The sequence below is a fragment of the Streptomyces incanus genome, from assembly GCF_042656345.1.
GTDB classification, from domain to species: domain Bacteria; phylum Actinomycetota; class Actinomycetes; order Streptomycetales; family Streptomycetaceae; genus Streptomyces; species Streptomyces incanus.
The window spans coordinates 24910-38018 of the sequence record NZ_JBHSPC010000089.1 but is presented as its reverse complement, the minus strand read 5'-3'; the positions used below and the strand labels follow the sequence as shown (position 1 = coordinate 38018).

13 protein-coding genes and 1 pseudogene are annotated in these 13109 nt (G+C 69.9%); 9 read left to right on the top strand and 5 right to left on the bottom strand.

Features of this window, described 5'->3' with window-relative positions; genetic code table 11:
* Positions 1–19: 19 nt before the first annotated feature.
* The 4 genes from ACFP2V_RS26845 to arsM form a co-directional block, all read right to left on the bottom strand.
* Positions 20–1066, bottom strand: coding sequence for a CU044_5270 family protein (locus tag ACFP2V_RS26845; protein ID WP_381217689.1), 1047 nt, complete (start codon positions 1064–1066; stop codon positions 20–22).
* A gap of 11 nt (positions 1067–1077) precedes the next feature.
* Entirely contained in the window at positions 1078–1683 is a 606-nt protein-coding gene (locus tag ACFP2V_RS26840) for an RNA polymerase sigma factor (protein ID WP_381217687.1), read from the bottom strand.
* 65 nt (positions 1684–1748) lie between these two features.
* Positions 1749–2162, bottom strand: a complete 414-nt coding sequence (gene tgmA, locus ACFP2V_RS26835) for a putative ATP-grasp-modified RiPP (RefSeq protein ID WP_381217685.1) — start codon at positions 2160–2162, stop codon at positions 1749–1751.
* Positions 2163–2206: 44 nt separating this feature from the next.
* Positions 2207–3106: an arsenite methyltransferase gene (gene arsM, locus ACFP2V_RS26830; protein WP_381217683.1), complete on the bottom strand. Its 900-nt coding sequence runs from the start codon at positions 3104–3106 to the stop codon at positions 2207–2209.
* A gap of 106 nt (positions 3107–3212) precedes the next feature.
* On the opposite strand from arsM, the gene ACFP2V_RS26825 reads away from it, so the two are divergent.
* The 5 genes from ACFP2V_RS26825 (at position 3213) to ACFP2V_RS26805 (ending at position 6317) form a co-directional block, all read left to right on the top strand.
* The gene (locus ACFP2V_RS26825) at positions 3213–3587 is read left to right on the top strand and encodes an ArsR/SmtB family transcription factor (RefSeq protein ID WP_381217681.1); all 375 of its coding nucleotides are present in this window, start codon (positions 3213–3215) and stop codon (positions 3585–3587) included.
* Positions 3584–4321: an aquaporin gene (locus tag ACFP2V_RS26820; protein WP_381217679.1), complete on the top strand. Its 738-nt coding sequence runs from the start codon at positions 3584–3586 to the stop codon at positions 4319–4321. The genes ACFP2V_RS26825 and ACFP2V_RS26820 overlap by 4 nt, the downstream gene beginning before the upstream one ends.
* A gap of 32 nt (positions 4322–4353) precedes the next feature.
* Entirely contained in the window at positions 4354–4767 is a 414-nt protein-coding gene (locus ACFP2V_RS26815) for an arsenate reductase ArsC (RefSeq protein WP_381217677.1), read from the top strand.
* Between the two features lie 441 nt (positions 4768–5208).
* On the top strand, positions 5209–6114 hold the full coding sequence (locus tag ACFP2V_RS26810; protein WP_381217675.1) for a helix-turn-helix domain-containing protein: 906 nt from the start codon (positions 5209–5211) through the stop codon (positions 6112–6114).
* Positions 6111–6317 (top strand): DUF397 domain-containing protein, encoded by a 207-nt coding sequence (locus tag ACFP2V_RS26805; RefSeq protein WP_381217673.1) that lies wholly within the window; start codon positions 6111–6113, stop codon positions 6315–6317. Before ACFP2V_RS26810 ends, ACFP2V_RS26805 begins: the two co-directional genes overlap by 4 nt.
* 64 nt (positions 6318–6381) lie before the next feature.
* Here the strand turns inward: ACFP2V_RS26805 and ACFP2V_RS26800 are convergent.
* Positions 6382–6842 (bottom strand): annotated as a pseudogene (locus ACFP2V_RS26800) (type I restriction endonuclease subunit R); the annotation flags it as partial.
* Between the two features lie 305 nt (positions 6843–7147).
* Here ACFP2V_RS26800 and ACFP2V_RS26795 point away from each other — a divergent pair.
* The 4 genes from ACFP2V_RS26795 (at position 7148) to betT (ending at position 13071) form a co-directional block, all read left to right on the top strand.
* The gene (locus ACFP2V_RS26795; protein ID WP_381217671.1) at positions 7148–7426 is read left to right on the top strand and encodes a hypothetical protein; all 279 of its coding nucleotides are present in this window, start codon (positions 7148–7150) and stop codon (positions 7424–7426) included.
* Between the two features lie 168 nt (positions 7427–7594).
* Positions 7595–9061: an aldehyde dehydrogenase family protein gene (locus ACFP2V_RS26790; RefSeq protein ID WP_381217669.1), complete on the top strand. Its 1467-nt coding sequence runs from the start codon at positions 7595–7597 to the stop codon at positions 9059–9061.
* Between the two features lie 54 nt (positions 9062–9115).
* On the top strand, positions 9116–10702 hold the full coding sequence (locus tag ACFP2V_RS26785) for a GMC family oxidoreductase (protein WP_381217667.1): 1587 nt from the start codon (positions 9116–9118) through the stop codon (positions 10700–10702).
* A gap of 242 nt (positions 10703–10944) precedes the next feature.
* Positions 10945–13071 (top strand): choline BCCT transporter BetT, encoded by a 2127-nt coding sequence (gene betT / locus ACFP2V_RS26780; protein WP_381217664.1) that lies wholly within the window; start codon positions 10945–10947, stop codon positions 13069–13071.
* Positions 13072–13109: the final 38 nt, after the last annotated feature.

The following is a 13109-nucleotide window of genomic DNA, read 5'->3' as shown; positions in this document are numbered from 1 at the left end:
TGAGCGGCCCCGCGGCCGCTCAGCTCGCGCGGTTCGCCTCCGGTGCGTCCGCATCGGCGGGCCGGTGCCCCGCTTCGTCGACCACACCGTGCCCGATCTCGGCCGAGCTGGACAGCAGAGTCCCTGGCTTGCCGTACGGGGTCTCCTTCGTCAGCGTGCTGCTGGATCCGAGGAAGGTGAAGTCCTCCCGGTCGAAGACCCACTCGGTACGGTTGCCGTAGCGCGTGTCCTCGCGGGCGATACCGATGCCCTCGCGGCCGATCGCGTCCTGGATCTTCGGTGTGTCCGTCACGCCGGGTATCTTCGCCGCTGCCCGGTACAGGGCGGCGGCGGTGTCCGGTGGCATCACCCCGCCCAGCAGGTAGCCGATCGTGTCGAACACCGCTTGGTCGGGTTCGCGTTCCTCGATCAAGGGGGTGTTGGCGTAGAGGTAGGTGAGCAGCTCGTCCGGGTCGGTGGGCAGGGAGCTGAGCCAGCGATAGGTGGGCCTGCTCATACCGGCCGGAGTGCCGTCGGCGTCGCCCAGTTCAGCGTTGATGGCCGCCGTTTCCCCGTCGGTCCGCACGAGGCCCTGCTTGCGGACGGGTCCCGGTTCCTGCGACAGCCACTTCTCGAAGTCCTTCAAGGGACTGAGGACCGCTGTGCCGCTGGTCAGGTCGGCCTCGCGGATCTTCTTCCTGGTGTAGACGAACTGGTCGTCGCGCACGACGGGAGTGTCGCGCTTCCCGGCGGCGGCGGAGATCTGGTCCAGCAGTGCCGCGGCGGGCCTCATACTCACCGTGCTGTCCCGTTGCGCGGAGACGTCGTCCTGCTCGTGGCCGGTCAGGGTGATACCCGCTGCGACCGCGCAGGCCAGGGCCAGTGCCGTGGCCGGCACCACGAAGCGTGGCATCCGGCGCGGTTCCGGTCGGCTCTGCCCGGCCCGGTCGTTGTCGATCTGATTCAAGAGGCGTTCCTTGTGGTGAAGGTGCTGCTCCGGCGAAAGCCGCGTTTCCGCAGGGGCCGGCAGCAGACGGGCGATCTCCTCGCGGTCGCCGTGGCTCCTCGGTGAAGCCGCGGATGCCATGTCCTTGTCCTTCATATGAGCTCCTGCCGCTCGGTCGGGGCCGCGATCGCGGCCGCACTTGTAACCTCTCCGCGGGCACCGGCGGGTTCCAGGTTTTCTTCCGCGAGACGGGCGAGCCGCCGGCGGGCGCGCGAGAGGCGCGAGCGCACGGTGCCCACGGGCACGCCCAGGGCCTCGGCAGCCTGCTGGTAGTCCAGGCCGGACCAGACACACAGGACGAGGACTTCCCGCTCATGACGTCGCAGCCGGCCGAGGGCGCTGCGGACAGCGCTCAGGCGGCGGGCGTCCTCGATGCGGTCCACCGTGACCTGCGCGAAGTCCTCCTGGATACGTGGCGGTGGCTGCCGCGACTGGAACACCCGCCATCTGCGCACGCGCCGCTTGGCGTTGTCCGCCTTGTGGGTGGCGATGCCGAGCAGCCAGGGCAGGAGCGAGTCCCCCCGCGCTTCGACCCGTGCGCGGCTTTGCCATGCGGTCAGGAACGTCTCGGACATGATCTCCTCGGCCGTCGACCAGTCACCGGTCAGCCGCAGCGCGTAGGTGTACACGGAGTGGGCGCAGTCGTCGTACAGCAGGGCGAACGCCTCGCGGTCGCCCGCGCGTATGCGTTCTCGCATCTGGTCATCTGTATCCCTCACGCCTGTTCCTCTCCGCGACGCACGAGGAGTTCCCGTGGCCCGCGTCACATGCCGGGCCGGTCGTGTACGGGCCACTCGTGGTCGGCGCCCAGGCATTCTCGCGCCGGAAATTCGCTGTCGTGGTGGCGGGGGAGCGGGGCGGACTCCTCGTCGTTCCCGGAGTCCTGGTCGCCGCCACCGCTGCCGCCGGGGCCCGAACCGTCGGAGGGGTTACCGGTGTTGGTCGCGGGTTTGGTGTCGGTGCTGGTTCCGTGGCCGGGCATCTCCATGACCCGCCCGGCGGCGTCGAAGGAGCGGCCGGTCTGGGTGGCCGGGTCCAGCTCGACGCGGGCGTACGAGGGTGCGAAGGCCGGATACGGCGCCATGCGGCGCAGCCCCCATTGATCTGTCGCAGCGAAGACTGAGCGATTCTCACTGAAGCCTGAGTGGTTCAGGTCACTCGGTTTCGAGTGCGGCACCCCCGGCGGCGGTGATCTGTGCGCCTGCCGCCGGGGATGAGGAGTCAGTTCTGGCAGGCGCACCCGGCGGAGCTCTTGGCCTCGCTGACGGTGACGGACGGGTCGGTGGCCTGCTCGGCCGGGGTACAGCAGGCGGCGACACCGCAGCAGGAGCCGCCCTCCGCATGGGGCACGGTGGTGGCCGGGCCGTCGACGGTGGTGGGCTTGGTGGCGCGGACGATGGCGGAGTGCATGCCGTCGGCGACCGCGTGGGTCGGGGTGATCTCGATGTCCGTGAAGCCGGCGGCCTCCAGGCCGGCGCGGTATTCGGTGAAGGAGAGGGCGCCGGCGATGCAGCCGACGTAGTCGCCGCGCTCGGCTCGCTGTTCGCTGGTGAGGGTGTCGTCGGCGACGACGTCGGATACGCCGATCCGGCCGCCGGGCTTCAGGACGCGGAAGGTCTCGGCGAACACGGCGGGTTTGTCGACCGACAGGTTGATCACGCAGTTGGAGATCACGACATCGATCGTGTTCGAGGGCAGCGGGATGGCCTCGATGGTGCCTTTGAGGAACTCCACGTTCGTCGCGCCGGCCTTTACCGCGTTGGCCAGGGCGAGTTCGAGCATCTCGTCGGTCATGTCAAGCCCGTACGCCTTGCCGGTGGGGCCGACGCGGCGGGCGGACAGGAGCACGTCGATGCCGCCCCCGGAGCCGAGGTCCAGAACACGCTCGCCTTCGCGCAGCTCGGCGACAGCGGTGGGGTTGCCGCAGCCGAGGGACGCGGCGACGGCTGCTGCGGGCAGGGCGTCGCGCTCATCGGCGGCGTACAGGGTGGAGCCGAAGTTCTCGTCGACCTCGACCGGTTCGGGCCCGCAACAGGCGGTGCCGCCCTCGGTGGCCTTCACGGCCGCCGCCGCGTACCGCTGACGGACGGTTTCTCGTAGGTCGGTGGACTGCTCGCTCATGATTTCACTCCCAGGTGACGGGCCTCAGCACGGGCCCGGAACGGCCTGTATTGACGTTCATTGATGCAACATTGCGCCTTGGATTGAAAAACGTCAACATAGAGGCATGTCGAAACAAGAGCTTGAGGTGATCGGCCAGGGCGCCGCCTGCTGCCCGGGCCTGTCCGCTGCGCCGCTGGACGAAGCCCAGGCAGCCGACCTGGCGAAGGTCTTCAAGGCCCTGGGTGACCCGGTCCGGCTGCGCCTGATGTCGATGATCGCCTCGCGCGGCGAGAGCGGAGAGGTCTGCGTGTGCGAGCTGACCCCTGCCTTCGACCTGTCCCAGCCGACGATTTCCCACCACCTCAAGCTGCTGCGGCAGGCCGGTCTCATCGACTGCGAGCGGCGCGGCACCTGGGTGTACTACTGGGTGCTGCCCGGCGTCCTGGACCGGCTCGCCGCGTTCCTGACCACCTCGCAGCCCGCCGGAGCCGGCGCGTGAGCGCGCCGCTCGGCCGCCGTGTCGCTGCGGAGGTGATCGGCAGCGGGCTGCTGGTGGCGGTGGTCGTGGGCTCCGGCATCCAGGCCACCGAGCTCTCACGCGACGTCGGCGTGCAGCTGCTCGCCAACTCCCTGGCCACCGTCTTCGGCCTGGGCGTGCTCATCCTGGTGCTCGGGCCGGTCTCCGGCGCGCACTTCAACCCCGCCGTCACCCTCGCCGCCTGGTTCACCGACCGCCGCACGCCGGACGGCCTCACCTTGCGGGACGTCGCCGCGTACGTGCCCGCCCAGATCGCGGGGGCGATCGGCGGGGCGATCCTGGCCGACGCGATGTTCGCCAGGCCGCTGGTGAAGTTCTCCACCCACGACCGGTCCGCCGGACACCTGTGGCTGGGCGAGGTCGTCGCCACGGCCGGGCTGATCCTGCTGATTTTCGGTCTCCACCGGATCGGCCGCGCCGCGCTCGCCCCGGCAGCGGTGGCCTCCTACATCGGGGCCGCCTACTGGTTCACCTCCTCCACGTCGTTCGCGAACCCTGCGGTGACCATCGGCCGGGCCTTCACCGACACCTTCGCCGGGATCGCCCCCGCCTCCGTCGCCCCGTTCATCGCCAGCCAACTACTCGGCGCCATGCTCGGGCTGGGGGTCGTGACCGCGGCCTACGGCACACGCCCTGTCCTGGCACGGCCCGAGACCGCCGTCCCGACCGCGGAACCTGAACTCGCCTCTTCCTGACCACACGCTTCGCCTCCGAGAAAGACGCCGCCATGAGCCCTTCCACTTCGCGCCCGTCGGTGCTGTTCGTCTGCGTCCACAACGCCGGCCGCTCCCAAATGGCCGCCGCCTTCCTCACCCACCTCGCCGGTGACCGTATCGAGGTCCGCTCCGCCGGCTCCGCCCCCGCCGACACCGTCAACCCGGCCGTCGTCGAAGCGATGAGCGAGGCCGGCATCGACATCTCCGCGCAGAGCCCGAAGATCCTCACGACCGAAGCCGTCCGGGCGTCCGACGTCGTGATCACCATGGGATGCGGCGACGCCTGCCCCGTCTTCCCCGGCAAGCGGTACCTCGACTGGCAGCTCGACGACCCGGCCGGGCAAGGCGTCGAGGCCGTACGCCCCATCCGCGACGCGATCGAGACCCTCGTCCGCGCACTGATCTCGGAAGTGACATCCGACTGACGATCGACCCCGCTCGGGGCGGACCGCTCAGCCTTCAGTGAGAAAGAAGCCCGGCCACCAACCTTCGGTGAGAACGCTCAACCTTCGCTGCGACAGAACACCCGTGGTGCGGGCGTGCTGATGCCGTCGGGCAGCGGCGTACCGGTGGGGAGCCGGTCGGAGTGGGCGAACATCGGTGCCTCCTGGTGGGCGGGAATGTCGTGGGTTCTTCCGGGTGCCGGATACCGGCTACCGGCCTGCGGCGCGGCTCCGGTTCAGCCGCAGCGTGAACCGTTCACCGTCAGGGGTGGTTGTGCTGCGGTCATGTACTCACGGTGGCGCGTCGTGGCCTAGCGTGACCAGTGGTGACGCGCCGACGTGAACCCTTCGTACGCGGCGGCACACGACGGTGTACGGAGCGGTACGGAACGGCCGGAAACGGCACGGGGAGAGGCGCGGGACATGACGAGCGTGCGGGACGAAGAGACGGGCCAGGGACAGGCGGCGGTACCGGTACCGGTGCAGGGCGGCCAGGGGCAGGGGAGCGGGAGCCGGAGGCCCGGGGACGAGCCGGGGGCGGGGGTCGTCACCGCGTTCGGACGGCAGTTGAAGCTGCTGCGCATCCGGGCGGGCCTGGAGCGACCGGAGTTCGGCAAGCGGATGGGCTACTCGCCCGAGACGGTGGCCTCCTTCGAGCAGGGGCGGCGGATTCCGCAGGCGGGGTTCATCGAGAAGGCGGATGAGGTGTTGGGGGCCGGGGGGTTGCTCACGGCGCTGAAGGAGGAGGTGGCTCGGGCTCAGTACCCCTCGTTCTTCCGGGACATGGCGCGTTTGGAGTCGGAGGCCGTCGAGCTGTGCTCTTACGACACGCTCGTGGTCAAAGGGCTGCTGCAAACCGAGGAGTACATGCGAGCCGTCCTGTCCATGCGGCGACCGCTACTGGACCAAGGAACCATCGAACAGCGTGTTGCAGCTCGGCTCGCACGACAGGAGATCTTCAATCGCTGGCCTGCTCCGCTGTTGAGCTTCGTCATGGAGGAGGCTGTCTTGCGTAAACCGCTGGGCGGCAAGACAGTGCTCAGGGGGCAGTTGGAACACCTGCTCTTGATCGGGGACAAGCGCAACGTTGAGCTTCAAGTCATGCCGCTGGACCGGGAGGACAGCGCTGGTGTGGACGGACCTTTCACGGTGATCACCAGCAAGGGCGGGGAGCAGTTCGTGTACACGGAAGTACAAGGGCGCAGCAATCTTGTGATCAAGCGTGATGAGACCAGCCTCGCTGCGGCCCGCTATGGAATCATCCGAAGCCAGGCCCTCACACCAACGGAGAGCCTGTCATTCATCGCGGAGTTGCTGGGAGAGCTATGAACCGCGCAGAACGTAGGACTGCGACCACCGAACTGACCTGGTTCAAGAGCAGCCACAGCGGTGCCGAGGGCGGAGATTGCGTCGAGGTCGCCGCGACAGCGGATGCGGTGCTCATCAGGGACTCGAAGCAGCCCGCAGCGGCCCGGCTTGCGGTCGGTGTCGACGCCTGGTCTGGCTTCGTAAGGATGGCTGTCGGGCACTAACCGGCGGATGCACAGAGGAAGGGACCCGGTGCTCCTGGCCAGGTCCCTTCCTCTGTGTAACGGCTCAGAAGTCGTCCAGACCTTCCTCGCTACGGATCATCCGCCAGGCCGCGCGGCGAGCGCTGCGGTCCAGGGTGGACTTGAACTCGCGGTCGGCACCGAAGTAGCGCTTGCCGAGAGTGTCGATGGTGGACACGTGGTCCATCATGTTCTCCTCGAACTTCTTGTCGTAGACGAGGCCGAAGTTCTCCTCGTCGTTGACGACGGCGGCAGCGCGGACCTTCGGGTCCTCGTTGGTGAGGTTGAAAACGGCAGAAGGTCCGTCTCGGTGAAGTCCGTGCCGAACTTGGCGTTGAACTTGTCGATCAGTTCGGACAGCGGGGACTTCTCGTCGTCCTTGGCCCCGCCCACACCGTCGCCGAAGCCCTTGAGTTCGGCGGCACCCTCGGGTGTGAGGGCCACGTCGTGCCCGCCGGTCTTCTCGACGCGCAGGTGGCTCAGGTCGACCTCGCCTATGGACTCTCCCCTCCCCTTTCCCGCAGCCCGCCCCCGGCGCCCAGGGCCCCTTCGGTCTCGGCGGACCCACCGGCCCGGCACGGCCCCCGAAGCGGCGTGGCCGGTGGCTGAAGTACGGGGCGGTCGCCCTGGTCTCCCTGTTCATCGGAGTCGGCATCGGAAGCAGCGGCGACGGCTCGGCGGCGGCGGACACGGCAGGCGCCGACACCAAGTCCGACCCGAGACCGACGGCCACCGTCACCGAAACCGCCAAGGCCGCCGACGACGGTGACGCCAAGCCCGCCCCCGCACCCACCGTCACCGAGACCGAGACGGTGACCGCCAAGCCGAAGAAGACCAAGGAGCCGGGGCCCGCGACCAGCTTCTCGGGAGAGGGCGAGTACGTCGTCGGCGAGGACATCAAGGCCGGCACGTACAAGACGGCCGGGGCCGAGGACGAGTGGGGCTGCTACTGGGAACGGGCCAAGAACGCCAGCGGCGAGTTCGACGCCATCATCGCCAACAACAACCTGACCGGCCCGGGCCGGGTGACCCTCAACACCGGCGAGTACTTCAAGACCAACCGGTGCCAGGAGTGGAAGTGGGTCGGCTGAAGCGGGGCCCGGTCCCGCCACGACCGCCCGGGCGTTAGCCCGCCCGGGGCGCCCGGACCACCCGGTCGCGACGGTGGCCGTGCGCCCCGGGGCCGCCGCCCGCACGATGGGCCGTGCTGCCGACCGGCAAACGGATCGGTACCGGCCGGATGCGAAGGAGGCCCCGCGGTGGGCGAGCTGTACATCGACGGCGAGTGGACGAAGGCGGCGGCCGGCGGGCGGCGGGAGGTGGTCAACCCGTACGACGCCTCCGTCGTCACCACCGTCGACGAGGCGGACGCCACCGATGTGGACCGCGCGGTGCGCGCCGCCCGGCGTGCCTTCGACGAGGAGGACTGGGCGAACGCCCCCACCCGCCGGCGCGCCGACCTCCTGCTGCGTGTCCACGACCTGCTGCTGCGCGACAGGGACGAGATCGCCCGCACCGAGACCCTGGACACCGGCAAGACGCTGACCGAGGCCCGCTTCGACGTGGAGGACGTGGCGAACGCCTTCCGTTACTTCGCGGAACTCGCGGGCAAGGACGGCGGCCGTGTCGTGGACGTCGGCCCTGACGTCCTCAGCCGCGTCGTCTACCAGCCGGTCGGGGTGTGCGCGCTCATCGCCCCCTGGAACTATCCGCTGCTGCAGGCCTCGTGGAAGGTGGCGCCGGCGCTGGTCGCCGGGAACACCTTCGTCCTCAAACCCAGCGAGACCACACCGCTCACCACGATCGCCATGATCCGGCTGATCGAGGAGGCCGGCGCCCCACCCGGCGTCGCCAACCTGGTGCTCGGCTCCGGAGGGACCGTCGGCGCGGCCCTGACCGCCCACCCCGAGGTCGACCTGGTGTCCTTCACCGGAGGCCTGGCCACCGGGCGCGCCATCATGGCCGCCGCCGCCGAGGGGCCGAAGAACATCGCCCTGGAACTGGGCGGCAAGAACCCCAACATCGTCTTCGAGGACGCGGACTTCGCCGCCGCCGTGGACTACGCGCTGGACGCCGCGTTCCTGCACGCCGGGCAGGTCTGCTCCGCCGGTTCACGTCTGCTGGTCCAGGACTCCCTGTACGACCGGTTCGTCGACTCCCTCGCCCAGCGCGCCCAGTCGATCCGCCTGGGCAACGGCATGGAGGAGGGCACGGAGAGCGGCCCGCTCAGCTCCGCCGAGCACCGTGACAAGGTCGAACGCCACATCGCCGCCGCCCGGGAGGAGGGCGCCCGGCTCGTCACCGGCGGCACCCGCCCCGACGACCCGGCGCTGAGCCGCGGCTTCTTCCTGCTGCCGACGGTCTTCGCCGACTGCGACAAGTCCATGCGCATCGTGCAGGAAGAGGTCTTCGGGCCGGTCGTCACCGTCGAGCGCTTCCACACCGAGGACGAAGCGGTGGAACTGGCCAACGACACCCGCTACGGCCTGGCCGGCGGCGTGTGGACCTCCGACGCGAGCCGTGCCCAGCGCGTTGCCCAGCGGCTGCGGCACGGCACCGTGTGGATCAACGACTTCCACCCCTATGTGCCGCAGGCCGAGTGGGGCGGCTTCGGCCGCTCCGGCGTCGGGCGCGAGCTGGGTCCCACGGGCTTGCGCGAATACCAGGAGGCCAAGCACATCTACCAGAACCTCGCCCCGGCACCCTCCGGCTGGTTCAAGGGCTGACCAGACGCAGCACACCACCCGCCACCACCCGACGGCACGGAAGAAAGGCACTCCATGGCCCCCACCCCGCACGGCGCCGAGTCCTCCTACGACTACGTCATCGTCGGCGGCGGCACCGCCGGCTGTGTGCTCGCCGCCCGCCTGAGCGAGGACCCCGACTGCCGTGTCTGCGTCATCGAGGGCGGCCCCAGCGACGTCGGTGACGAGCGCATCCTGCGCCTGCGCAACTGGATCAACCTGCTCGGCACGGAGTTCGACTACGGCTACACCACCGTCGAACAGCCGCGCGGCAACTCCCACATCCTGCACTCACGGGCCCGCGTACTCGGCGGCTGCTCCTCCCACAACACGCTGATCAGCTTCCTGCCGCTGCCGCAGGACCTCGACGACTGGGTGGCCCACGGCTGCGCCGGCTGGGACCCGGCGACGATCCTCCCCTACCGCGACCGGCTGCTCACCAAGATCGTCCCGGTGGCCGAGGCCGACCGCAATCCCATCGCCAAGGACTTCGTCACCGCCGCCTCCCGCGCCACCGGCGTCCCCGTCATCGACGACTTCAACGCCGAGCCCTTCGCCGACGGCACCGGCTTCTTCTCCCTGGCCTACGAGCCGGAGGGCAACCTGCGTTCCTCCACGTCCGTCGCCTACCTCCACCCCGTCATGGACCGCCCCAACCTCACCCTCCTCCTGGAGACCTGGGCCCACCGGCTGCTCACCGACGAGGCGGGGAGGCTGACCCGCGTCGCCGTCCGCGGCGCCGACGGCGAGCCCGCCACCGTGCGCGCCGAACGCGAACTCCTGCTGTGCGCCGGCGCCATCGACACCCCGCGCCTGCTGCTGCTGTCCGGCATCGGCCCGGCCGACGACCTGCGCCGCCTGGGCATCGACGTACAGGTCGATCTGCCCGGCGTGGGGGAGAACCTGCTGGACCACCCCGAGTCCGTGATGATCTGGGAGACCGCCGGCCCGCTGCCGCCGAACTCCGCGATGGACTCCGACGCCGGCCTGTTCCTGCGCCTCGAAAAGGGGCAGCCGCGCCCGGACCTGATGTTCCACTTCTACCAGGTGCCGTTCACCGTCAACACCGAACGTCTGGGCTACCCCGTTCCGGAGCACGGGGTGTGCATGACGCCGAACGTGCCCCGTGCCCGCTCCATCGGCCGCATGTGGCTGCGCAGTTCCGACCCCGCCGAGCACCCCGCCCTGGACTTCCGGTACTTCACCGACCCCGACGGCCACGACGAGCGCACCATCGTCGAGGGGCTCAAGGTGGCCCGGAAGGTCGCCGCGACCGATCCCCTGAGCGGCTGGCTCGTCCGCGAGGTCGCGCCCGGCCCGGACGTCACCTCCGACGCCGACCTGTCGGAGTACGGGCGCCGCGCGGCCCACACCGTCTACCACCCGGCGGGCACCTGCCGCATGGGCGCGGCGGACGACCCGATGGCCGTCTGCGACCCCCAGTTGAGACTTCGCGGTGTCGAGGGCGTGCGCATCGTCGACGCGTCGGTGTTTCCGACGATGCCCACCATCAACCCCATGGTGACCGTCCTGCTCGCCGCCGAACGCGCCGCCGACCTGCTCACCGGCAGCCCCGGGCCCACCGGCAGCCCCGGGCCCACCGGCCGGGCAGCAGCACGGTGACCGGCCCGCGCGGTCTCCCGCAGAGCCGACCGCCGCACGCGTGCTCGTGAACGGCTGCCCGCAGGGCAGCACGTCCGGCCGGTCCTGGACGGGGGCACCGGGGCACCAGGACACCGCCTCGTCCCCCGCGCCCCGGGCGCTCGAGCACCGACAAGAGGTCCCCCAAGCTCTGCGGGCCGCAGCAGATGCCGCCGGCCGCCGGGAGCCGACGTCCTCGCCCTCAGCGAAGGAGGAACACGACCGTGTCGACCGCTGGAGAGAAGGGCCCCGGAAAAGCGCCGGAGGAGACGTCGGCAGAGGACGTGCCGATGGGCCCGGTCCGGCTCAAACCCGTGGTCTTCTTCGGGTCGGCCTTCCTCATCCTCGCGATCTCGATCTGGGCGATCATCACCCCCTCCGGTGCGGAGACGGTCATCGGAGTGGCGGTCGGCAAGATCTCCCACTGGTTCGGCTGGTACTACTTCCTCGCCGCGACCCTGTACCTGCTGTTCGTCGTCTTCATCGCCGTGTCCAAGTACGGCACGGTCAAGCTGGGCCCCAAGCACTCCAAGCCCGACTACGGCCTCTTCACCTGGGGGTCGATGCTGTTCGCGGCGGGCATCGGCATCGACCTGATGTTCTTCTCGGTCACCGGGCCTGTCAGCCACTACCTCGCGCCGCCGCAGGGCGACCCGAAGACGCTCGAGGCCGCCCGGCAGGCCGTGGTGTGGACCCTGTTCCACTACGGCATCACCGGCTGGGGCATGTACGCGCTGATGGGCATGGCGCTCGCCTACTTCTCCTTCCGGTACCGGCTGCCGCTCGCGATCCGCTCCGCGCTCTATCCGCTCATCGGCCGCCGGATCCACGGACGGATCGGTGACACCGTCGACCTGGCGGCCATCCTCGGCACCGTGTTCGGCATCGGCGTGACGCTCGGCATCGGCGTGGTGCAGCTGAACTACGGACTGAAAGTCCTCTTCGGCGTGCCGGAGGGGCTTTCCGCACAGATCGCCCTGATCGTCGTCGCGGTGGCGATGGCCACCGCGTCCGCGGCTTCCGGCGTGGACAAGGGCATCCGACGGCTGTCGCAGCTCAACGTCCTGCTCGCCGCCCTGCTGATGCTCTACATCCTGGTCGTGGGTGAACCGTTCCGGCTGCTCAACGCCCTGGTCCAGAACGTCGGGGACTACATCAGCCGTTTCCCGTCGATGACCCTGAACACCTTCGCCTACGACCAGCCCATCGAGTGGCTGGACACGTGGACGCTCTTCTTCTGGGCCTGGTGGATCGCCTGGGCGCCGTTCGTCGGGCTCTTCCTGGCCCGCATCTCCCGCGGCCGCACCCTGCGCGAGTTCGTCGCGGCGACGCTGTTCATCCCGTTCCTCTTCACCGGCCTCTTCCTGTCGATCTTCGGCAACAGCGCCCTGTTCCTGGTGCGCGCCGGGAACACCGAGTTCGGCGAAACGGCCATGAACGCCCCCGAGCAGGGCTTCTACGACCTGTTGGCACAGTACCCGGGGTTCCTGTTCAGCGCCGGACTCGCGACGTTCGTCGGGCTGCTGCTGTACGTCACCTCCGCGGACTCCGGGGCCCTGGTCATGGGCAACCTCAGCGCGGAGCTGCCCACCCCGGTGACCGACGCGCCCTCGTGGCTGCGCATCTTCTGGGCGGTGGCGACGGGGCTGCTCACCGTCGCCATGCTCATCGTGGGCGGTGTGCACGCGCTCACCCACGCCACCATCATCATGGGTCTGCCCTTCTCCTTCGTCATGTTCCTGATCATGGCCGGGCTCTATCTGGCGTTGCGTACCGAGCGGATGCGGGCGGAGGTGAGGATCACCACGCTGCCCGGGAGGCTCTCCGGACGTGTGGCGCAGCACGGTCTGCCGGGGGCGCCGAACTGGCGGCATCGGCTGGCGCGAACGATGGCGTTCCCCGGCAGGCGGGCGGCCGCGAGATTCGTCGACGACGTGTGCCGCCCCGCCTTCCAGGAGGTCGCCCAGGAGCTGCGGGAGCACGGAGCGGAGGCGGAGGTCATGGAAGGCACCGACGAGGAGAACGGCCTCACACACGTCGGCCTGCGGGTACCGATCGGCCCCGGCGACGAATTCCTCTACGAGGTCCGGCCCGTCGAGCTGCCGACCCCTGCGTTCGCCACCCGGTCGGTCAGCACGCACGACACCTACGTACGTTTCGAGGTCCGGCTCGCCGAGGGCAACCAGGACTACGACGTGATGGGTTACACCAAGGAACAGCTCATCGCCGACGGCCTCGACCAGTACGAGCGGCACCTGGAGTTCCTGCGGGTGCGCCACGAGGCGGCCACCCGTTCGGGCTTCCCCGACCACCGCCCGGACGCGCCGGGCGCACACCTGCCAGAGGAGTAGGCCCCATGCGGGGGCGGGGGCGGGGGCGGGGGCGGGGG

What these genes read in the sequence shown, in the direction of transcription:
- ACFP2V_RS26815 (WP_381217677.1), top strand. Translation starts at nt 4,354, where the DNA reads ATGAGCCCTTCCACTTCGCGCCCGTCGGTGCTGTTCGTCTGCGTCCAC.
- ACFP2V_RS26840 (WP_381217687.1), bottom strand. Translation starts at nt 1,683, where the DNA reads ATGCGAGAACGCATACGCGCGGGCGACCGCGAGGCGTTCGCCCTGCTG.
- ACFP2V_RS26825 (WP_381217681.1), top strand. Translation starts at nt 3,213, where the DNA reads ATGTCGAAACAAGAGCTTGAGGTGATCGGCCAGGGCGCCGCCTGCTGC.
- ACFP2V_RS26810 (WP_381217675.1), top strand. Translation starts at nt 5,209, where the DNA reads ATGACGAGCGTGCGGGACGAAGAGACGGGCCAGGGACAGGCGGCGGTA.
- ACFP2V_RS26805 (WP_381217673.1), top strand. Translation starts at nt 6,111, where the DNA reads ATGAACCGCGCAGAACGTAGGACTGCGACCACCGAACTGACCTGGTTC.
- ACFP2V_RS26845 (WP_381217689.1), bottom strand. Translation starts at nt 1,066, where the DNA reads ATGGCATCCGCGGCTTCACCGAGGAGCCACGGCGACCGCGAGGAGATC.
- arsM (WP_381217683.1), bottom strand. Translation starts at nt 3,106, where the DNA reads ATGAGCGAGCAGTCCACCGACCTACGAGAAACCGTCCGTCAGCGGTAC.
- ACFP2V_RS26785 (WP_381217667.1), top strand. Translation starts at nt 9,116, where the DNA reads ATGGCCCCCACCCCGCACGGCGCCGAGTCCTCCTACGACTACGTCATC.